Annotated in this window: 16 protein-coding genes; 4 read left to right on the top strand and 12 right to left on the bottom strand. The window is 56.6% G+C overall.

From position 1 onward, the window contains the following. Window positions 1–2: 2 nt before the first annotated feature. From nuoI to lrhA, 9 genes are all read right to left on the bottom strand, one after another. Window positions 3–545 carry an NADH-quinone oxidoreductase subunit NuoI gene (gene nuoI / locus J1C59_RS06150; protein WP_111140108.1) on the bottom strand — a complete coding sequence of 181 codons (543 nt, stop codon included), beginning with the start codon at window positions 543–545 and terminating at the stop codon, window positions 3–5. Between the two features lie 11 nt (window positions 546–556). Then, a complete protein-coding gene (nuoH, locus tag J1C59_RS06145; protein ID WP_009089020.1) occupies window positions 557–1,534 on the bottom strand; it encodes an NADH-quinone oxidoreductase subunit NuoH in 978 nt (325 codons plus the stop codon). Next, on the bottom strand, window positions 1,531–4,254 hold the full coding sequence (gene nuoG / locus J1C59_RS06140; RefSeq protein ID WP_140916969.1) for an NADH-quinone oxidoreductase subunit NuoG: 2,724 nt from the start codon (window positions 4,252–4,254) through the stop codon (window positions 1,531–1,533). Before nuoG ends, nuoH begins: the two co-directional genes overlap by 4 nt. Window positions 4,255–4,366: 112 nt before the next feature. Beyond that, on the bottom strand, window positions 4,367–5,707 hold the full coding sequence (nuoF, locus tag J1C59_RS06135; protein ID WP_208721853.1) for an NADH-quinone oxidoreductase subunit NuoF: 1,341 nt from the start codon (window positions 5,705–5,707) through the stop codon (window positions 4,367–4,369). A gap of 2 nt (window positions 5,708–5,709) precedes the next feature. Next, window positions 5,710–6,225: an NADH-quinone oxidoreductase subunit NuoE gene (gene nuoE, locus J1C59_RS06130; RefSeq protein WP_111140112.1), complete on the bottom strand. Its 516-nt coding sequence runs from the start codon at window positions 6,223–6,225 to the stop codon at window positions 5,710–5,712. 2 nt (window positions 6,226–6,227) lie between these two features. Continuing rightward, window positions 6,228–8,027, bottom strand: a complete 1,800-nt coding sequence (gene nuoC / locus J1C59_RS06125) for an NADH-quinone oxidoreductase subunit C/D (RefSeq protein WP_128084687.1) — start codon at window positions 8,025–8,027, stop codon at window positions 6,228–6,230. 113 nt (window positions 8,028–8,140) lie between these two features. Continuing rightward, complete coding sequence (locus tag J1C59_RS06120; RefSeq protein WP_009089012.1) at window positions 8,141–8,818, bottom strand: NuoB/complex I 20 kDa subunit family protein; 678 nt, start codon at window positions 8,816–8,818, stop codon at window positions 8,141–8,143. 15 nt (window positions 8,819–8,833) lie between these two features. Beyond that, window positions 8,834–9,277 carry an NADH-quinone oxidoreductase subunit A gene (locus tag J1C59_RS06115; protein WP_128084688.1) on the bottom strand — a complete coding sequence of 148 codons (444 nt, stop codon included), beginning with the start codon at window positions 9,275–9,277 and terminating at the stop codon, window positions 8,834–8,836. Between the two features lie 640 nt (window positions 9,278–9,917). Continuing rightward, window positions 9,918–10,841: a transcriptional regulator LrhA gene (gene lrhA / locus J1C59_RS06110; RefSeq protein WP_003854247.1), complete on the bottom strand. Its 924-nt coding sequence runs from the start codon at window positions 10,839–10,841 to the stop codon at window positions 9,918–9,920. A 963-nt stretch (window positions 10,842–11,804) separates the two neighbouring features. Here lrhA and J1C59_RS06105 point away from each other — a divergent pair. Together J1C59_RS06105 and yfbR are read left to right on the top strand one after the other, a co-directional pair. Continuing rightward, the gene (locus J1C59_RS06105) at window positions 11,805–13,022 is read left to right on the top strand and encodes a pyridoxal phosphate-dependent aminotransferase (RefSeq protein WP_128084689.1); all 1,218 of its coding nucleotides are present in this window, start codon (window positions 11,805–11,807) and stop codon (window positions 13,020–13,022) included. A gap of 69 nt (window positions 13,023–13,091) precedes the next feature. Continuing rightward, window positions 13,092–13,691 carry a 5'-deoxynucleotidase gene (gene yfbR, locus J1C59_RS06100; RefSeq protein ID WP_128084690.1) on the top strand — a complete coding sequence of 200 codons (600 nt, stop codon included), beginning with the start codon at window positions 13,092–13,094 and terminating at the stop codon, window positions 13,689–13,691. A 27-nt stretch (window positions 13,692–13,718) separates the two neighbouring features. On the opposite strand, the gene J1C59_RS06095 is transcribed toward yfbR, so the two are convergent. The 3 genes from J1C59_RS06095 to yfbV form a co-directional block, all read right to left on the bottom strand. Continuing rightward, window positions 13,719–14,378 (bottom strand): sugar phosphatase, encoded by a 660-nt coding sequence (locus J1C59_RS06095; protein WP_128084691.1) that lies wholly within the window; start codon window positions 14,376–14,378, stop codon window positions 13,719–13,721. 10 nt (window positions 14,379–14,388) lie between these two features. After that, window positions 14,389–14,883 (bottom strand): YfbU family protein, encoded by a 495-nt coding sequence (locus tag J1C59_RS06090; protein WP_128084705.1) that lies wholly within the window; start codon window positions 14,881–14,883, stop codon window positions 14,389–14,391. A gap of 145 nt (window positions 14,884–15,028) precedes the next feature. Next, window positions 15,029–15,481 (bottom strand): terminus macrodomain insulation protein YfbV, encoded by a 453-nt coding sequence (gene yfbV, locus J1C59_RS06085; protein ID WP_128084692.1) that lies wholly within the window; start codon window positions 15,479–15,481, stop codon window positions 15,029–15,031. 337 nt (window positions 15,482–15,818) lie between these two features. On the opposite strand from yfbV, the gene ackA reads away from it, so the two are divergent. Together ackA and pta are read left to right on the top strand one after the other, a co-directional pair. Further along, entirely contained in the window at window positions 15,819–17,021 is a 1,203-nt protein-coding gene (gene ackA / locus J1C59_RS06080) for an acetate kinase (RefSeq protein ID WP_128084693.1), read from the top strand. An 85-nt stretch (window positions 17,022–17,106) separates the two neighbouring features. Next, window positions 17,107–19,236 (top strand): phosphate acetyltransferase, encoded by a 2,130-nt coding sequence (gene pta, locus J1C59_RS06075; protein WP_128084706.1) that lies wholly within the window; start codon window positions 17,107–17,109, stop codon window positions 19,234–19,236. Window positions 19,237–19,303 lie beyond the last annotated feature (67 nt).

Genomic DNA, 19,303 nt, shown 5'->3' with positions numbered 1-19,303 from the left:
CCTTAAGGTAATAAGCCTTTGACGTCGACAGGCTTCGCTTCGTTTTCCGCGTCGCCCTTATCTTTACCGTCAATCGCCATACCCGCCATGCGGTAGAAGTTGTACTCCGGATATTTACCCGGTCCCGAAATCAGCAGATCGTCCTTCTCGTAAACCAGATCCTGACGCTTGAACTCACCCAGTTCGAAATCGGGGGTCAGCTGAATCGCCGTGGTCGGACAGGCCTCTTCACACATACCGCAGAAGATGCAGCGTGAGAAGTTGATGCGGAAGAACTCCGGATACCAGCGGCCATCTTTGGTTTCTGCTTTCTGCAGCGAGATACAGCCAACCGGGCAGGCTACCGCACAGAGGTTACAGGCGACGCAGCGCTCTGCGCCATCCGGGTCGCGGGTTAACACGATACGACCACGGTAGCGTGGCGGCAGATAGACCGGCTCTTCCGGGTACATCTGAGTTTCACGTTTGGCGAAGGCGTGCAGGCCGATCAGCCAGATACTGCGAACTGTCGTGCCAAAGCCTACGACAATATCTTTCAAAGTCATTTGTTAACCCCTTACGACGCTGTGTAGAGAATCACTGCGGCCGTAGCCAGCAGGTTCAGCAGCGTCAACGGCAGACACACTTTCCAGCCGAATGACAGCACCTGGTCGTAACGCGGACGCGGAAGCGCAGCACGGATCAGGATGAACATCATCATAAAGAACGCCGTTTTCAGGGCGAACCAGATGAACGGCGGCAGGAATGGGCCGTGCCAGCCACCGAAGAACAGCGTGACGATCAGCGCTGAAACGGTGGTAATCGCCACATATTCGCCGACAAAGAACAGACCGAATTTCATACCGGCATATTCGATGTGATAACCATCTGCCAGCTCCTGTTCCGCTTCCGGCTGGTCAAACGGGTGACGGTGACACACCGCCACGCCCGCAATACAGAAGGTCACAAAACCAAAGAACTGCGGGATGATGTTCCACAGATGCGTCTGGCTGTTGACGATATCGTTCATGTTGAACGAGCCCGCCTGCGCCACCACCCCCATCAGCGACAGACCCAGGAACACTTCGTAGCTCAGGGTCTGCGCCGAGGCGCGCATAGCACCCAGCAGCGAGTATTTGTTGTTACTCGACCAGCCCGCAAACAGCACGGCATAGACGGCCAGGCCCGCCATCATCAGGAAGAAGAGCAGACCGATGTTCAGGTCTGTCACCATCCAGGTCGGCGACACCGGCACGATAGCAAAGGCCAGCAGCAGCGAAACAAAGGCGATAACCGGTGCCAGGGTAAAGATAAAGCGATCGGTAAACGGCGGGACCCAGTCCTCTTTAAAGAACATTTTGATCATGTCCGCAACCAGCTGCAGCGAGCCGCCCCAGCCTACGCGGTTAGGCCCGTAACGGTTCTGGAACAGGCCGAGCAGACGACGCTCGGCGAAGCTCATGAACGCGCCACAGGCCACCACCACCAGCAGAATAACGATGGCTTTTACAATGGCCAGCAGAATGTCGATAACGTCCGGTGTTAACCAGCTCATTGCGCCGCCTCCTGCAGAGTGTCAATTTTACCGTTCGCCAGGAATGGCGGAACGCCCGGCATGCCCAGTGGCAGACCAATCTGTCCCGCCTGCAGTGACGCCGAGAAGCGGACCGGCAGACGCACGGTTTCACCGGCACAACTGAACTCTGCCGCCGCGCCCTGGTTCAGGCCCAGTTTCGCCGCATCTTCCGGGTTAATCACCAGCGCAGGCTCGGCCATACGCTGCTGGAACACCGGTGAGCGCTGTGACATCTCTTCGCTGCCGAACAGGCGATGAAGAGGAGCCACGCGCCACTGTGCATCGCGGCTGAAGGCTGACGGAACGGTGGTGAACCACGGCAGCTGAGCGCTGCTGGCGTCAAACAGGCGTACGCCCGGATCGCCATGACGCAGTTTACCGCCCACTTCGGCCTGAAACTTGTTCCACGCCTGCGGTGAGTTCCAGCCTGGCGCCCAGGCGAACGGAATCTGCGAACGCGGTGCTGAAGGCTGGTTGTTCCCTTCCATTGAGAAGGCAAACATGGTGTCCTGATCCTGCGGCTGACGCGGTTCATGCACGCTGATATTGGCGCGAGCCGCCGTGCGTCCGCTGTTACGGATAGGCGAACGCGACAGTTTCTGACCGCGAATACGGAAGCTGGCATCCGGTGCCGCCTCTTTGATCCCGGCCAGCTGCGGCAGACGTGCGACCACGGCATCGATGACGTGATCGAGCTGAGTCCAGTCCACATGGCGGCTTTCCAGGGTGCTGTGCAGCGAATGCAGCCAGCGCCAGCTCTCCAGCATCACCACGCTGTTGTCGTAGTACGCCGGATCGTAAACCTGGAAGAAACGCTGAGCGCGGCCTTCGTGGTTGATCGAGGTGCCATCGCTCTCCGCGAAGCTGGCGGTTGATAACACCAGACCGGCTTTTTCCAGCGTCGCCGTGCGCTGATGGTCAACCACGATAACGTTAGTGGTCTGGGCCAGTGCGGCGTCCACCAGTGCTTTCGGTGCATGACGATAGAGATCGTTCTCCAGCACCACCAGCGCATCGGCTTCACCGTTGCTCAGCTGCGCCAGCGCCTGCTCCAGCGGGTTACCGCCGATCATGCCCAGGCCCATGCTGTTGGCGTGGTCGGCCAGCAGGGTAATGCCGACATCCGCGCCGCGTGCTTTCAGCGCTCTGGCCACGTTCGCCGCGGCTTCAATTACCGCCGTGCTGCCCGCGTGGGTGCCGGAGATGATTAACGGTTTTTTCGCTCCGGCCAGCGCCTGAACGACCACATCCATTTTTCCGCTGAGCGCGCGGTCGAAATCGGCAACCGCAGGCGCAGATTCATCCAGCGCGCTGGCGATTGCGAAGCCGAGACGCGCCTGATCTTCAACCGGCGCGCGATAGCTCCACGCGGCAATATCATCCAGACGGGTTTCATCGACGTGCGTGACAAACAGCGGATGCTTCGCGTTCTGACCGATGTTCAGGATCGCGGCGATCTGCCAGTCGGCAACTTTCTGCGCCGCCGCCATATCGCGGGCTTTGCCTTTCACCGCCTGACGCACCGAGAGCGCGACACGAGCGCCGACCTGCGTCAGATCTTCACCCAGCACCAGCACCGCATCGTAGCTTTCGATTTCGCGCAGCGATGGCGTATAAATCCCGCCTTCACGCAGCACTTTCAGCATCAGTTCCAGACGTGCCTGCTCATCGGCGGGCATCCCGGTAGAGAAGTTTTCTGCACCGACCAGCTCACGCAGCGCGAAGTTGCTTTCGATGCTGGCGCGCGGCGAGCCGATACCAATCACTTTTTTCGCCTGACGCAGCAAATCGGCACCGGCGTTGACCGCCTGTTCGGCGTTCAGCGTAACCCAGTCGTTGCCACGCAGCAGCATCGGCTGACGCGGACGATCTTTGCGGTTCACGTAGCCATAGCCGAAGCGGCCACGGTCGCAGAGGAAGTAGTGGTTGACGCTGCCGTTGTAACGGTTTTCGATACGGCGCAGTTCGCCATAGCGCTCACCCGGGCTGGTGTTACAGCCAACGCTGCACTGCTGGCAGATGCTCGGCGCAAACTGCATGTCCCATTTACGGTTATAGCGTTCGGAGTGGGTCTTGTCGGTGAAGACCCCGGTCGGGCAGATCTCAACCAGGTTGCCAGAGAATTCGCTCTCCAGCGTGCCATCTTCCGGGCGACCGAAGTAGACGTTGTCGTGCGCGCCGTAGACACCCAGATCTTTGCCATCGGCATAGTCTTTGTAGTAACGCACGCAGCGGTAACAGGCGATACAGCGGTTCATCTCATGGGAGATAAACGGACCGAGATCCTGATTGCGGTGGGTACGTTTGGTGAAGCGATAGCGGCGGAAGCTGTGGCCGGTCATCACTGTCATATCCTGCAGGTGACAGTTACCGCCCTCTTCGCACACCGGGCAGTCGTGTGGGTGGTTGGTCATCAGCCACTCCACCACGCTTTCGCGGAACTCTTTCGCTTCGCCATCATCGATGGAGATGAATGTGCCGTCAGAGGCCGGCGTCATGCAGGACATGACGAGACGACCACGGGTATCTTCGGCATTCTGGAATTGCTTTACCGCACACTGGCGGCAGGCCCCAACGCTTCCCAGCGCCGGATGCCAGCAAAAGTAAGGAATATCAAGGCCCAGAGAGAGACATGCCTGTAGCAGGTTGTCCGCTCCGTTCACATCATACTCTTTACCGTCTACATGAATTGTAGCCATAGTGACATGCTTCCGTCAGGCTCGTCAGAGACGAGCGTTAATCATATTCTTGCCCCGACACACGACATTGTCGGGGCGGCGGCACCAGGCCTGTTCCGTGTTCTGCGGCGGATTACCAGCGGGCTTTCAGCAGGTTAGGCTGAATACCGCCAATCGCGCGGGTGTTACCAAACACCTGCGGTGCCATGCCGGCTTCAAACTCTTCACGGAAATATTTGATGGCACTCTGCAGCGGCTCAACCGCACCCGGCGCATGCGCACAGAAGGTTTTACCCGGGCCGAGCTGACGGCAGAGTTGCAGCAGGGTTTCGATATCCCCGGGCTGACCCTGCTTCTGCTCCAGCGCACGCAGGATTTTCACGCTCCACGGCAGGCCGTCACGGCACGGCGTACACCAGCCGCACGATTCACGCGCAAAGAACTCTTCCAGATTGCGCACCAGCGAAACCATGTTGATCTCGTGGTCCACCGCCATCGCCAGCGCGGTGCCCAGACGGCTTCCGGCTTTACCGATGCTGGCGAACTCCATCGGCAGATCCAGATGCTGATCGGTCAGGAAGTCGGTACCGGCGCCACCGGGCTGCCAGGCTTTAAACTTCAGTCCATCGCGCATGCCACCGGCGTAATCCTCGAGGATCTCGCGCGCGGTGATGCCAAACGGCAGTTCCCAGACGCCGGGATTTTTCACCCGTCCGGAGAAGCCCATCATCTTGGTGCCGGCATCTTCGCTTTTCGAGATACCTTTGTACCACTCCACGCCGTTAGCCAGGATCGCCGGGACGTTAGAGAGGGTTTCGACGTTGTTCACGCAGGTCGGTTTGCCCCACGCGCCCGCACTCGCCGGGAATGGCGGCTTGGAACGTGGGTTCGCACGACGGCCTTCCAGCGAGTTAATCAGCGCCGTCTCTTCGCCGCAGATATAACGGCCTGCGCCGGTGTGGACGATCAGCTCAAAGTCGAAACCGGTGCCGAGAATATTTTTACCCAGATAGCCCGCTTCGGTCGCTTCGGCAATCGCACGACGCAGATGCACCGCAGCTTCGATATATTCACCGCGCAGGAAGATGTAGCCGCGATACGCTTTCAGGGCAAAGGCGCTGATCAGCATGCCTTCCACCAGCTGGTGCGGCATCTGTTCCATCAGCAGACGGTCTTTATAGGTGCCCGGCTCCATCTCATCCGCGTTACACAGCAGGTAACGGATGTTCATCGACTCATCTTTCGGCATCAGGCTCCACTTGAGTCCGGTAGAGAAGCCTGCACCGCCACGCCCTTTCAGGCCGGAATCTTTAACGGCTGCGACGATTTCATCCTGCGACATGGTCTTCAGCGCTTTATCCGCACCGGCATAGCCGTTCTTGCTGCGGTATTCGTCAAACCAGACAGGTTGTTTGTCGTCACGCATCCGCCAGGTCAGCGGATGGGTTTCAGCAGTACGAATGATCGTTTTGATTGTCATTGATACTGCTCCAGCAAAGTCGGGATGCCTTCCGGCGTCAGATGAACATGGGTATCTTCATCCACCATCATCGTTGGCCCCTTGTCACAGTTGCCCAGACAGCAGGTTGGCAGCAGTGTAAAGCGGCCATCGGCCGTGGTCTGGCCCGGTTTAATGTTAAGCTGCTGCTCCAGCGCCGCCTGAATGCCCTGATAACCCGTGATATGACAGACCACGCTGTCACAGTAGCGAATCACATGACGGCCAACCGGCTGACGGAAGATCTGGCTGTAAAATGTCGCCACGCCTTCCACGTCACTCGCCGGAATGCCCAGCACCTCGGCAATCGCGTTGATGGCGCCATCCGGCACCCAGCCGCGCTGCTTCTGCACGATCTTCAGCGCTTCGATGGAGGCTGCACGCGCATCTTCGTAGTGGTGTTTTTCGTGCTCAATGGCGTGATGTTCTTCCGCGCTCAGCACGAAGACCTCGTTAGGGTCGATCGTTTTAATGGCAATGTGTTGATCGTGCATAATTAGCGGTCCACGTCTGACATAACAAAATCGATACTACCCAGATATACGATCAGGTCGGATACCAGGCTGCCACGGATTACCGATGGAATCTGCTGCAGATGCGGGAAGCTCGGCGTACGCACGCGGGTGCGGTAGCTCATGGTGCTGCCGTCGCTGGTCAGGTAGTAGCTGTTGATCCCTTTGGTCGCCTCAATCATCTGGAAGGATTCATTGGCGGGCATGACCGGTCCCCACGAAACCTGCAGGAAGTGCGTGATCAGGGTTTCGATGTGCTGCAGCGTGCGCTCTTTCGGCGGCGGCGTGGTCAGTGGGTGGTCCGCCTTGAACGGCCCTTCTGGCATGTTGTTCAGGCACTGCTCAAGAATACGCAGCGACTGCCACATCTCTTCCATTTTCAGCTGAACACGGCTATAGGCATCGCTGACGCCCGATCCGACCGGGATTTCAAAATCGAAGTTTTCGTAGCCTGAATAAGGACGCCATTTACGCACGTCGAAGTCCAGACCGGTGGCGCGCAGACCGGCTCCGGTGGTCCCCCACGCCAGCGCCTCTTCCATATTGTAAGCGGCAACACCTCTGGAACGGCCAATCAGCACCGAGTTACGCAGTGCGGCCTTGTCATACTCTTTCAGGCGCTTCGGCATCCAGTCCAGGAAGTCACGCAGCAGACGTTCCCAGCCGCGCGGCAGGTCGTGCGCCACGCCACCGATACGGAACCAGGCCGGGTGCATACGGAAACCGGTAATGGCTTCGACCACGTCGTAGATTTTCTGACGGTCGGTAAAGGCAAAGAACACCGGCGTCATGGCGCCGACGTCCTGAATAAAGGTGGAGATATAGAGCAGATGGCTGTTGATGCGGAACAGCTCAGAGAGCATCACGCGGATCACGTTAACGCGATCGGGCACCACGATACCGGCCAGCTTTTCCACCGCCAGAACGTAAGGCATCTCGTTGACGCAGCCACCGAGGTATTCGATACGGTCGGTGTAAGGAATGTAGCTGTGCCAGGACTGGCGCTCGCCCATCTTCTCGGCACCACGGTGGTGATAACCGATGTCGGGAACGCAGTCGACGATCTCTTCGCCATCCAGCTGCAGAATGATGCGGAACGCACCGTGCGCTGACGGGTGGTTAGGCCCCAGGTTCAGGAACATGAAGTCTTCGTTGGTGGTGCTGCGCTTCATGCCCCAGTCTTCAGGCTTGAAGGTCAGCGCCTCCATCTCTAAATCTTCTTTCTGCTTCGTGAGCGTAAAGGGATCGAATTCGGTGGCGCGCGCCGGGTAATCTTTACGCAGCGGATGCCCTTCCCACGTCGACGGCATCATGATGCGCGTCAGGTGCGGGTGACCGTCGAAGGTAATCCCGAACATCTCCCAGGTTTCACGCTCATACCAGTTGGCATTCGGGAACAGGCGGGTAAGAGTTGGCAGGTGCATGTCATTTTCAGACAGCGCCACCTTGAGCATGATGTCGCGATTGCGTTCAATCGACAGCAGGTGATAGAAAACGGAAAAATCCGCAGCAGGCAGGCCTGCGCGGTGGGTACGTAAACGCTCATCGACGCCATGCAGGTCATACAGCATGACGTAAGGCTTGGGTAATTTACGCAGGAATTCGGTGATTTCCAGTATCTGTTCACGCTTTACCCACACCACCGGAATACCGGTACGGGTTGGCTGAACGGTAAAGGCATCCGGCCCAAAACGGTTACGCAACTCGCCGATCACCGGGTCATCGAGGTGATCACGGGTTTGCCATGATGGCTGAGCGAGATCTTGCGTGGTCAAATCTGTCATACGTTACTCACCATTCCGGCCTGGTCTCAGGCACTCAAATGAAGGCGTCAGGATGGGGCCATGCATTAAATTGTGATGTTCTGCTGCAGGCGCGATTGTCCATCCATACGGTGTTAAACTTCGTCCGGGCTGCGCAGGTTTGTGACCGCGATGCGCTCGCCGCGTTTTCTCTCACGCTCCGATTGCATATTGGCGCGATACACGCCCTGATCGCCTACCACCCACGAGAGCGGACGGCGCTCTTTGCCGATCGACTCCTGCAGCAGCAGCAGCGCCTGCATGTACGCTTCCGGACGTGGCGGGCAGCCGGGAATATACACATCAACCGGCAGGAATTTATCGACGCCCTGCACAACCGAATAGATGTCATACATGCCGCCTGAGTTCGCACAGGCCCCCATAGAGATGACCCATTTGGGTTCCAGCATCTGATCGTAGAGACGCTGAATCACCGGTGCCATTTTGGTGAATGGCGTACCGGCGATGACCATAAAGTCAGCCTGACGTGGCGAGGCACGCATAACTTCCGCACCGAAACGGGCGACGTCGTGAACCGCGGTGAACGAGGTCGTCATTTCCACGTAACAACAGGACAGGCCGAAGTTATAAGGCCAGAGGGAGTTTTTACGTCCCCAGTTCACCATGTCATGCAGGGCATTTTCGAGTTTGCCCATGTAAACGCTGCGATGAACGTGCTGCTCCAGCGGATCGCTGACGATTTCCTGCTTTTGCAGAGGATAACGGTCGTTCTCACCACCGTTCGGGTCTATGCGGGTGAGCGTATAGTCCATCTTATTGCCTCTCTTTTACTGCTTATGAGGATTGGTGTGGCTGACCGTAGTCGTTTTCACCACTACGCGACGGCGAGCTGGCGCCCAGTCCAGTGCGCCGATGCGTACCAGATAGACCAGACCTGCCAGGAGCACCAAAATGAAAATTGCGGCTTCCACAAAGCCGACCCATCCGCTTTCACGGATCGAGGTCGCCCATGCGTATAAAAAGAGGGCTTCGACGTCGAAAATGACGAAAAACATCGCAACCAGATAAAATTTCGCCGACAGGCGGATATGGGTATCACCAACGGATTCGATGCCCGATTCGAATGGCGTCTCCTTGTAGCGAGCGCGCGCTCTGCCGCCAAGCAGCCATCCTCCGGTCAGCATGAAAGCACACAGGCCAAAGGCAATAACGATAAAGACGATAAACGCCCAGTGCTGAGCGATGATTTCGGTGGTAGTTGACATACTCATTGCTTACTCATCAAAAGTGGCGCTGGCATCCTGCACGCGTTTCCCGCAGCAAACTGACCACATCGATTCAAGGGAAGGGGTAAAAACCTTTTAAAGGTTGCTGTTATTCTTTAATAAACAGCAATTTTATGGGGTTTTTTACTCCTTTCTATAACCTTTTGTCAACTTTGACAAAAGTATCCAAACATTATTTCACACCTGCATCATATTATTAACAAATGATGCCCCGCTTTCCAGCTAAATCGCTTCAGTCTGTAGGGTTAATTTTAGTGTAGCGGGTATTCGTATGCATGGATCGTGCATTTAACAATCATATTTTGACAGGTATCACTCTGTTTTCCTTCCCCTTACCAGGGGTATTTTCTTGATCCAGAACACAGTTTTGCCCTTTTTGCGTGAAAATTCTCCACCTCAAATGACGATACGAAACAAGGCGTTCATTTTTCCGGCTGATAAGTTTCACTTCGGGCTTAGGTGGAATTTATAGACGCGCTGAGCGCGGGGGCGTTAACGGTAAAGGGAGAAACAGAGAGATTCAGGCATAAAAAAAGCCTCTCGTTCTGTTCAGGGAATGAGAGGCTTATTTATAAGCGTTTATTAAGACAGTCTGGCTGATGGTGAGGAGAACACGTTAACGAAATTACTCTTCGTCATCCAGCAGCAGAGCACCGTCCGGATTGTTGCTCAGATTGTAGGGATCGTTGGTGGACTGCATGGCATTGAAGATAGCCAGCGCCAGCTCATTGTCGCTGTCAGGATTGCGGCACAGCAGATACTGCGTATCCGGCAGAACCGGCAGACCTTCAGCCGCACCCATCACACGCAGTTCCGGGCTCATCATCTCAACCGGACGTGCGGTAACGCCCAGGCCGGCCTTCACCGCCGCGCGCACAGCCGCCAGGGTTGAAGCCACATAGGAGATACGCCATGGGATGCCCGCCTCGTTGAGGTGGTCAATCGCCATATCGCGATAAGGGCTTGGCTCATCCAGCAGCACCAGTGGAATGGCTTCGCCGCGCTGGAAGATATAGTCGGCCGCGCAGTACCACAGTGTGGGTGAAGTACGCAGTACCTGATAGGTAAAGTTACCCGGGCTGGAGGTGGTCACAACCAGGTCCACTTCACCCTGATTCAGCATCTCCATCATGAAGGGGTTGCGCTTGACCCGCACATCGATTGCCAGCTTCGGATAAACCGAGGTCACCCGGTTCAGCAGGAACGGCAGAATCGTGTCTGAGGTGTCATCAGAGGCACCGATGGTCAGAACGCCCTGAATGTTGCTGTACATCAGAGAGGTACAGGCTTCGTCGTTGAAACGAAGAATTTTTCTGGCATAGCCTAAAAGCTGGATCCCGTGCTCTGTTAGCAGCTTATTACGTCCATGTCTGGCAAACAGCTCTTTACCTACCAATTGTTCCAGACGCTGCATCTGCTGACTGACTGCTGACTGCGTTCTGCAGACCGCTGCAGCGGCAGCTGCAAAGGTATTCAAATCCGCAACGGCAACGAAAGTTCTCAGCAGATCGAGGTCGAGATTCAGTATCGGACGATTTGCATTAGTCATGTTTTTTCTTCACTTATAAGTTTTTTACGAACTACTACCCTGGTGTTATTACAGGTTTATCAAAGTGATAAGCCGTAATGGTGCTCAATGACAGTCCTGTGTGAAGACTGACACAAAGAAATTTTCATGGTGGAACCCGCACTGATGACGCCCCTGACGGAGTCACAATGCGCCTCAAGACAGAGACAACTTCTGAACCGATGGCACTGGGTGCGGAAATACAGGAAGCTGCGTAATTGTCTCAATTCCCGCCGGACATACCGGGCGGGAGAAAATTAGCGCTTTGCTCGCTGGCTGGGCGACGCGGCAAAGTGCATTAAATAATAAATTATACTTAATCATTTTTGACTTCAAAATGGAAATGATTTTGTGAAAAGCGCTGTAAATTTTGTGCCAAAGGCATTTACTGACCCTTATGCCACATAATTGAACACTTTTTAACCCTTCTGCATTCTGAAATTTAGTGAGGAAGTGTTAAGTGCGGCTCACAATGCTGCGAGCCAGGTCTCATATGAACCTCTTCTTAAGGCACTTTTTCCGCGCTTCCGTGGCCTTAAAATGGCGACTCTTAAGCCGTATTAAGGCGTCGTCCTGACGGGAAGCCAGAAATCGCCTGAAAATTGTTCATTTATAAAATATCGTTTAACTATTTCACTAAGTGGGTATTTCCGCCAGTGGCTAAACGTGCGTGATGATTCCCTCTCTGCAGCGCCTCCGCTCGCAAGGCAATATGTGGGCTGCCCCCCACTTTATCCAGATTAAAATATCGAAGTTGTAATGAATAGTAGGCTTATTAACCAGTGAGCTTCTTACTCCCTCATTTTTACGCTGCGCACCGGGTGAAAAGGTGTCGAACCCGCCAAAACGGGGAAGCACCCTTCTTTTGTGTCCGTGAGGAGAGTACATTGTGCTGGTTCGATTTCTGTGGCAGCCGAAAGGATGCTGCCCGTTAAGGCGGTAACAATGACTTTTCAAATTGATAAATCCGGAAAACTGGATAACGTCTGCTATGACATCCGTGGTCCGGTACTGAAAGAGGCTAAGCGTCTCGAAGAAGAAGGCAACAAGGTTCTTAAGCTGAACATCGGTAACCCCGCGCCGTTTGGTTTCGAAGCGCCCGACGAGATTCTGGTGGATGTGATTCGTAACCTGCCCAGCGCACAGGGCTATTGCGACTCCAAGGGGCTCTATTCCGCCCGTAAAGCGATCATGCAGCACTACCAGGCGCGCGAGATGCGCGATGTCACGGTAGAAGATATCTACATTGGCAACGGCGTTTCAGAGCTGATCGTGCAGGCGATGCAGGCGCTGCTGAACAGCGGCGATGAAATGCTGGTGCCCGCCCCGGACTATCCGCTATGGACCGCCGCCGTTTCGCTCTCCAGCGGTAAAGCGGTGCACTATCTGTGTGACGAGTCAGCAGGCTGGTTCCCGGACCTGGATGATATCCGCAGCAAAATCACTCCCCGCACGCGCGGGATCGTCATCATCAACCCCAACAACCCGACCGGCGCGGTCTACAGCAAAGAGTTGCTGTCAGAGGTGGTGGAGATTGCGCGTCAGCATAACCTGATCATCTTCGCCGATGAGATCTACGACAAGATCCTCTATGACGAGGCCCAGCATCACTCCATCGCGGCGCTGGCCCCCGATCTGCTGACGGTGACGTTTAATGGCCTTTCCAAAACCTACCGCGTTGCCGGTTTCCGTCAGGGCTGGATGGTGCTGAACGGACCGAAAAAACATGCCAGAGGATACATTGAAGGGCTTGAGATGCTCGCCTCTATGCGACTCTGCGCCAACGTACCGGCGCAGCATGCCATTCAGACGGCACTGGGCGGCTACCAGAGCATCAGCGAATTTATCATGCCCGGCGGGCGTCTCTATGAGCAGCGCCAGCGCGCGTGGGAACTGATCAACGATATCCCGGGTGTCAGCTGCGTGAAGCCGCAGGGTGCGCTCTATATGTTCCCGAAAATTGATGCTAAAAAATTCAATATCTTCGACGATCAGAAGATGGTGCTGGATTTCCTGTTACAGGAGAAGGTGCTGCTGGTTCAGGGCAGTGCCTTTAACTGGCCATGGCCCGACCATCTGCGCATCGTGACGCTGCCGCGCGTGGACGATCTGGAGATGGCGATCAATAAATTTGGCCGTTTTCTGCAAGGCTATCGTCAGTAATTGCGCCCGCGTATACTGAGGCTATTTGGGGAGGGCTTGTCTCTCCCCTGCCGGCCAACAGGAACGCGCATGACTCAAAGCCATTTCTTCGCTCACCTCTCCCGTCTTAAGCTGATCAACCGCTGGCCCCTGATGCGCAACGTGCGCACCGAAAACGTGTCTGAGCACAGCCTGCAGGTCGCCATGGTGGCGCACGCGCTGGCCGTGATCAAAAACCTCAAATTCAGCGGAGCGCTTAATGCCGACCGCATCGCGATGCTGGCGCTCTATCACGACGCCAGTGAGGTGCTCACCGGGGATTTACCGACGCCGGTGAAGTATTACAACGCGCAGATCGCCCACGAATATAAGAAGATCGAGAAGATTGCCCAGCAGAAGCTGATTGCGATGCTGCCCGACGAATTTCAGGCGGTCTATGCGCCGCTCATTGATGAGCATCTGCACAGCGAAGAGGAGCAGGCCGTGGTGAAACAGGCGGATGCGCTCTGTGCCTATGTAAAGTGCCTTGAGGAGCTCTCTGCCGGCAACAACGAGTTCTTGCTGGCCAAAGCGCGGCTGGAAAAGACGCTGGCGCAGCGCCGCTCACCGGAGATGGATTACTTCGTTGAGGTCTTTATTCCGAGTTTCAGCCTGTCGCTGGATGAGATCTCGCAGGACACGCCGCTGTAACCCGACGGCCTGGCCGCCGGGCCAGGCTTATGGGATCGGCGCGAAGCTGAAGCTGCCGTCAGACTCGCGGGTTATCGCCAGCTGCGCCAGCGAGTCGAGCTGAAGCGCGACCTCATTCAGGCGTGGCGTGTGCGCGGAGGGCTTGATCGCGACCACCGCACAGCCGGCGCTCAGGCCGGAGACGATGCCTGCAGGAGCATCTTCGGCCACCACACAGGATGCTGCCGCCAGGCCGAGCTTTTCCGCGCCCAGCAGATAGGGATCGGGCTCGGGTTTCCCTTTTGCCACCTGCTCCGCCGTAATGAACACCTCAGGCATCGGTAAGCCCGCCGCCCGATGACGTGCCTGCGCCACCGGCATCGATCCGGAGGTGACGATCGCCCAGGGGATCTGCAGCGCATTGAGCCGGTTGAGCAGCGACACTGCGCCCGGCAGCGCCTGTACACCCTCGGTATCCGCCGCTTCCGCCTGTTCCAGCGCGACAAATTCAGCCTGAATCGCGGCTTCCGGCTGGCCTGCCATAAAATGACGCAAAGAGGTAATCGCCTGTTTGCCATGAATGAAATCCAGGATCTCATCCGCCGCGATGCCATGACGGGCACCCCACTGGCTCCAGGCTCGTTCAACGGCTGGCAGGGAATCCACCAGCGTGCCGTCTAAATCAAAAAGAAAACCTCTGTAGGTCACGCGCTCCTCCTCAGGCATTAATCACTTGCGCAATTTCATTTGCACTCAAATGGTACTGACGCGGACAAGTCTGCCATAAAGCCAGCATGCGTTGATACTTTTCCCACATCGGGGTCTGGGCATTAAACCCGTGCGTGCCGGAGTCGAAGTGGGTGTAACGCCCTTCTGTGTTGACCATAAAGCGCACATAACCCAGCAGGCGGGCTTCCGTAGCGGCATCGAAGCCCAGGAAAGCGAGCCGCCGTTCATCCAGCTGCGGGCGCGCTTTGAGATTTGACCAGGAGACGTGAAGCGCGTGATGCATCTCCATAATGTCGATAACCGTCCGGCAGACCGCCTCGCTGAGTTCGCCAAACTCCTTGTCCAGCTCCCGCATCTGCAGCGCGTAACCGCGTTCGATAATGGTCTGGTAGCGCCGAAAGCGCTCGGCATTCTCCGGCTCAAGCATGGCCATGATTTTATACTGGTTGGTGAGTATCAGACGCTGTGCATGGGTCATTTCCATCATTCGCTCCCGGTCAGAGACCGCGCAGTTAATCGGCAATAGCGTGATGATTGCACAGCGTCAGCGGCACGGAAATCGCCGTATCGCCTTTCATTGATTTGGCCGCAGGTCAGCGGTAAATATTTTACCGCCAGCCCGGGAAAGATCAGAGATCGTCGAGGAAAGTGCGGTCGAGCTGTTTAAACGCGCGCTTTAACAGATCGGCCAGCGCCTGATAGGTTGGCTTGCCCTCTACCGGTGCGATAGCCTGCCCCGCGTCTTCCAGACGGGCACGCACTTCATGAAACCAGTTCAGCAGCGTCGGCGGCAGTGGCGTGATAGAGCGTTTACCCAGCCACCATAACCCCTGCATCGGCAGGCTGCAGGCAAACAGCGCTGTCGCCACGGCCGGGCCTAACTGCCCGCCCATCGCAACCTGCCAGGTCAGCGTGAAGATCGCCAGAGGGGGCATAAAACGAATGGCAAAACGGGTCGCCGTTGAAACGCGATTTTCCGGAAACACGGGTGCCAGGCGCTTATCAGCAGGCCAGGTTTTCATATAGTGCTGGCCGCGCTGAAACATCCGAAACCAACTGGTACTGCCAGATTCATTCGCCATGGCTTACCTCAACTAATACTGCAAAGATTAAAAAATAGTTACAACTACACAACTTTACGTGACATCCTTCAATTATTTTTGTCTTTAAAGTGGACTCCGGCTATCCTGACGCCGCACCGATACCCTTCGGAAGCGGAATGCGCCTTTGGGAAGAGGCCTGAGCCCTATTTTCGACAAGGCAATTTTCAAATTTTCACGTAAGATTAACGAAATTTTTTGCGGGAATGCAGAATTCTGTCTACCGCATGATGTTTGTCATTAATCTACCAGCTTTCATGGGCTACGCTGTTAGTCTGATTGCGTTTTATTTAGCCACTCTCAAAAAATAGGTACTTCCATGTCGAGTAAGTTAGTTCTGGTCCTGAACTGTGGCAGCTCTTCCCTTAAGTTTGCCATCCTCAACCCTGCAAGCGGTGAAGAATTCCTGTCGGGCCTGGCAGAATGTTTCCACCTTCCTGAAGCCCGCATCAAATGGAAGCTGGAAGGCGAAAAACAGGAAGCGCCTCTGGGTGCTGGCGCAGCGCATAGCGAAGCGCTGAACTTTATCGTTAAAACCATTCTGGCACAAAAACCTGAGCTTTCGGCACAAATTGCTGCAATCGGTCATCGCATCGTTCACGGCGGCGAGAAGCTGACGCAATCCGTCATCATTACCGAAGAGGTGGTTCAGGGCATTAAAGACGCCGCCTCTTTTGCACCGCTGCATAACCCGGCGCACCTGATCGGGATTGATGAAGCCATGAAAAACTTCCCTCATCTGTCAGATAAGAATGTGGCGGTATTCGACACCGCTTTCCATCAGACAATGCCGGAAGAGTCCTATCTCTACGCGCTGCCGTACAAACTGTATAAAGAGCATGGCGTCCGTCGCTATGGTGCGCATGGCACCAGCCACTTCTATGTGACCCACGAAGCCGCCAGAATGCTGAACAAGCCGCTGGCGTCGCTGAACATCATTACCTGCCACCTCGGTAACGGCGGTTCCGTCTCGGCGATTCGCAACGGCGAGTGCGTCGACACCTCTATGGGTCTGACCCCGCTGGAAGGTCTGGTCATGGGCACGCGCAGCGGTGACATCGACCCGGCCATCGTCTTCTTCCTGCACGACACCCTGGGCATGAGCGTCGACGCCATCAATAAACTGCTGACCAAAGAGTCTGGCCTGCTGGGCCTGACCGAAGTCACCAGCGACTGCCGTTACGTGGAAGACAACTACGCCACCAAAGAAGATGCGAAGCGTGCGATGGATGTCTTCTGCCATCGCCTGGCGAAATATATCGGCAGCTACACAGCGCTGATGGATGGCCGTCTTGACGCCGTGGTCTTCACCGGCGGCATCGGCGAGAACGCCGCGATGGTGCGTGAACTTTCCCTGAAAAAGCTCGCGCTGCTTGGCTTTGACGTCGACCACGATCGCAACCTGGCAGCCCGTTTCGGCAAGTCAGGCTACATCAATAAAGAAGGCACCCGCCCGGCACTGGTGATCCCGACCAACGAAGAGCTGGTCATCGCCCAGGACGCCGCGCGTCTGACCGCCTGAGTCCTTTTCTCCGTCAGCCCAGGCTGACGGAGTTGTTTTTGACACCCTGCCATGACTGAGAGGTTCAAACGTGTCACGTACAATTATGCTCATTCCGACCGGCACCAGCGTCGGCCTGACCAGCGTCAGTCTCGGTGTGATCCGCGCGATGGAGCGCAAAGGCGTCCGCCTCAGCGTGTTCAAGCCGATTGCCCAGCCACGCTCCGGAGGCGACAACCCGGATCAGACCACCACCATCATCCGTAAAAACTCCTCCATTCCTGCTGCCGAACCGCTGCTGATGTCACGCGTCGAGTCGCTGCTGGGGTCAAACCAGCAGGATGCGCTGATGGAAGAGATCATCTCCCGTTACCATGCCAGCAGCCAGAATGCGGAGGTGGTGCTGGTGGAAGGTCTGGTGCCGACCCGTAAGCATCAGTTCGCCAACGCGCTGAACTATGAAATCGCCAAAACCCTGAACGCGGAAATCGTCTTCGTGATGGCGCTGGGCAATGACTCGCCGGCACAGCTCAAAGAGCGTATCGAGCTGACCCAGAGCAGCTTCGGCGGCCAGAAGAACAAAAATATCACCGGCGTCATCATCAACAAACTCAACGCGCCGGTCGACGATCAGGGCCGTACCCGCCCTGACCTGTCAGAGATTTTCGATGATTCGTCCAAAGCCAGCATCGCCAATATCGATCCTAAACAGCTCTTCTCCGACAGCCCGCTGCCGGTGCTGGGCTGCGTGCCGTGGAGTTTCGATCTGATCGCGACCCGTGCGATCGATATGTGCCGCCATCTGGATGCCCGCATCATCAACGAAGGGGAGATTCAGACCCGCCGCGTGAAATCGGTCACCTTCTGTGCGCGCAGCATCCCGCACATGCTGGAGCATTTCCGTCCCGGCTCGCTGCTGGTGACCTCAGCCGACCGCCCGGATGTGCTGGTCGCCGCCTGCCTGGCCGCCATGAACGGCATTGAGATCGGTGCCATCCTGCTGACCGGTAACTACGAGATTGACGACCGCATCGCCCGTCTCTGCGACCGCGCCTTCCAGACCGGCCTGCCGGTGTTTATGGTGAAAACCAATACCTGGCAGACCTCACTGAGCCTGCAGAGCTTCAACCTGGAAGTCCCGGCTGACGATACGCAGCGCATCGAGAAAGTACAGGAGTATGTTGCCGGTTACATCAACGCGGACTGGATTGAGTCCCTGACCGCCACCTCCGAGCGCAGCCGTCGCCTCTCACCACCGGCCTTCCGCTATCAGCTCACCGAGCTGGCGCGTAAAGCGGGCAAACGCGTGGTGCTGCCAGAGGGCGATGAGCCGCGTACGGTGAAAGCCGCCGCCATCTGTGCCGAGCGCGGTATCGCGACCTGCGTCCTGCTGGGCAACCCGGATGAGATCCAGCGCGTCGCTGCGGCGCAGGGCGTGGAGCTGGGCAAAGGCGTAGAGATTGTCGATCCGGAAGTGGTGCGTGAAAACTACGTGCCGCGCCTGGTCGAACTGCGTAAGAACAAAGGCATGACCGAAGTGGTCGCTCAGGAGCAGCTGGAAGATAATGTGGTGCTGGGCACCATGATGCTGGAGAGCGGCGAAGTCGATGGTCTGGTGTCCGGTGCAGTACACACCACCGCCAACACCATTCGTCCGCCACTGCAGCTGATCAAAACCGCCCCGAACAGCTCACTGGTCTCTTCCGTGTTCTTTATGCTGCTGCCGGAGCAGGTGCTGGTCTACGGCGACTGCGCCATTAACCCCGATCCGACGGCTGAGCAGCTGGCTGAGATCGCGATCCAGTCGGCCGATTCTGCCAAAGCCTTTGGTATCGATCCGCGCGTGGCGATGATCTCCTACTCTACCGGCACGTCCGGCGCAGGCAGCGACGTGGAGAAAGTCCGCGAAGCCACCCGCATCGCTCAGGAGAAACGTCCGGATCTGGTGATTGACGGTCCGCTGCAGTATGACGCCGCGATCATGGAAGATGTGGCGAAATCGAAAGCGCCAGACTCGCAGGTTGCCGGTCGCGCGACGGTGTTCATCTTCCCGGATCTCAACACCGGTAACACCACCTATAAAGCGGTACAGCGTTCAGCCGACCTGATCTCGATCGGGCCGATGCTGCAGGGTATGCGCAAGCCGGTCAACGACCTGTCGCGCGGCGCGCTGGTGGATGACATCGTCTACACCATCGCCCTGACGGCTATCCAGTCTCAGCAGGCGGAAGGCTAAGCCTTCGGCACTCACGAAAAAGGCATGCCCCAGGGCATGCCTTTTTTTTACAGGTGACTCTGCAACC

Origin of the sequence: Pantoea deleyi (genome assembly GCF_022647325.1) — a bacterium.
In the GTDB taxonomy this organism is placed as follows: Bacteria; Pseudomonadota; Gammaproteobacteria; order Enterobacterales; family Enterobacteriaceae; genus Pantoea; species Pantoea deleyi.
This window is presented reverse-complemented; position numbering and strand designations above follow the sequence as displayed.

Bases quoted from the DNA above. Each gene is read 5' to 3' on its own strand.
- nuoI (WP_111140108.1), bottom strand. From the start codon at position 545: ATGACTTTGAAAGATATTGTCGTAGGCTTTGGCACGACAGTTCGCAGT.
- nuoH (WP_009089020.1), bottom strand. From the start codon at position 1,534: ATGAGCTGGTTAACACCGGACGTTATCGACATTCTGCTGGCCATTGTA.
- nuoG (WP_140916969.1), bottom strand. From the start codon at position 4,254: ATGGCTACAATTCATGTAGACGGTAAAGAGTATGATGTGAACGGAGCG.
- nuoE (WP_111140112.1), bottom strand. From the start codon at position 6,225: ATGCACGATCAACACATTGCCATTAAAACGATCGACCCTAACGAGGTC.
- nuoC (WP_128084687.1), bottom strand. From the start codon at position 8,027: ATGACAGATTTGACCACGCAAGATCTCGCTCAGCCATCATGGCAAACC.
- J1C59_RS06120 (WP_009089012.1), bottom strand. From the start codon at position 8,818: ATGGACTATACGCTCACCCGCATAGACCCGAACGGTGGTGAGAACGAC.
- J1C59_RS06115 (WP_128084688.1), bottom strand. From the start codon at position 9,277: ATGAGTATGTCAACTACCACCGAAATCATCGCTCAGCACTGGGCGTTT.
- lrhA (WP_003854247.1), bottom strand. From the start codon at position 10,841: ATGACTAATGCAAATCGTCCGATACTGAATCTCGACCTCGATCTGCTG.
- J1C59_RS06105 (WP_128084689.1), top strand. From the start codon at position 11,805: ATGACTTTTCAAATTGATAAATCCGGAAAACTGGATAACGTCTGCTAT.
- yfbR (WP_128084690.1), top strand. From the start codon at position 13,092: ATGACTCAAAGCCATTTCTTCGCTCACCTCTCCCGTCTTAAGCTGATC.
- J1C59_RS06090 (WP_128084705.1), bottom strand. From the start codon at position 14,883: ATGGAAATGACCCATGCACAGCGTCTGATACTCACCAACCAGTATAAA.
- yfbV (WP_128084692.1), bottom strand. From the start codon at position 15,481: ATGGCGAATGAATCTGGCAGTACCAGTTGGTTTCGGATGTTTCAGCGC.
- ackA (WP_128084693.1), top strand. From the start codon at position 15,819: ATGTCGAGTAAGTTAGTTCTGGTCCTGAACTGTGGCAGCTCTTCCCTT.
- pta (WP_128084706.1), top strand. From the start codon at position 17,107: ATGCTCATTCCGACCGGCACCAGCGTCGGCCTGACCAGCGTCAGTCTC.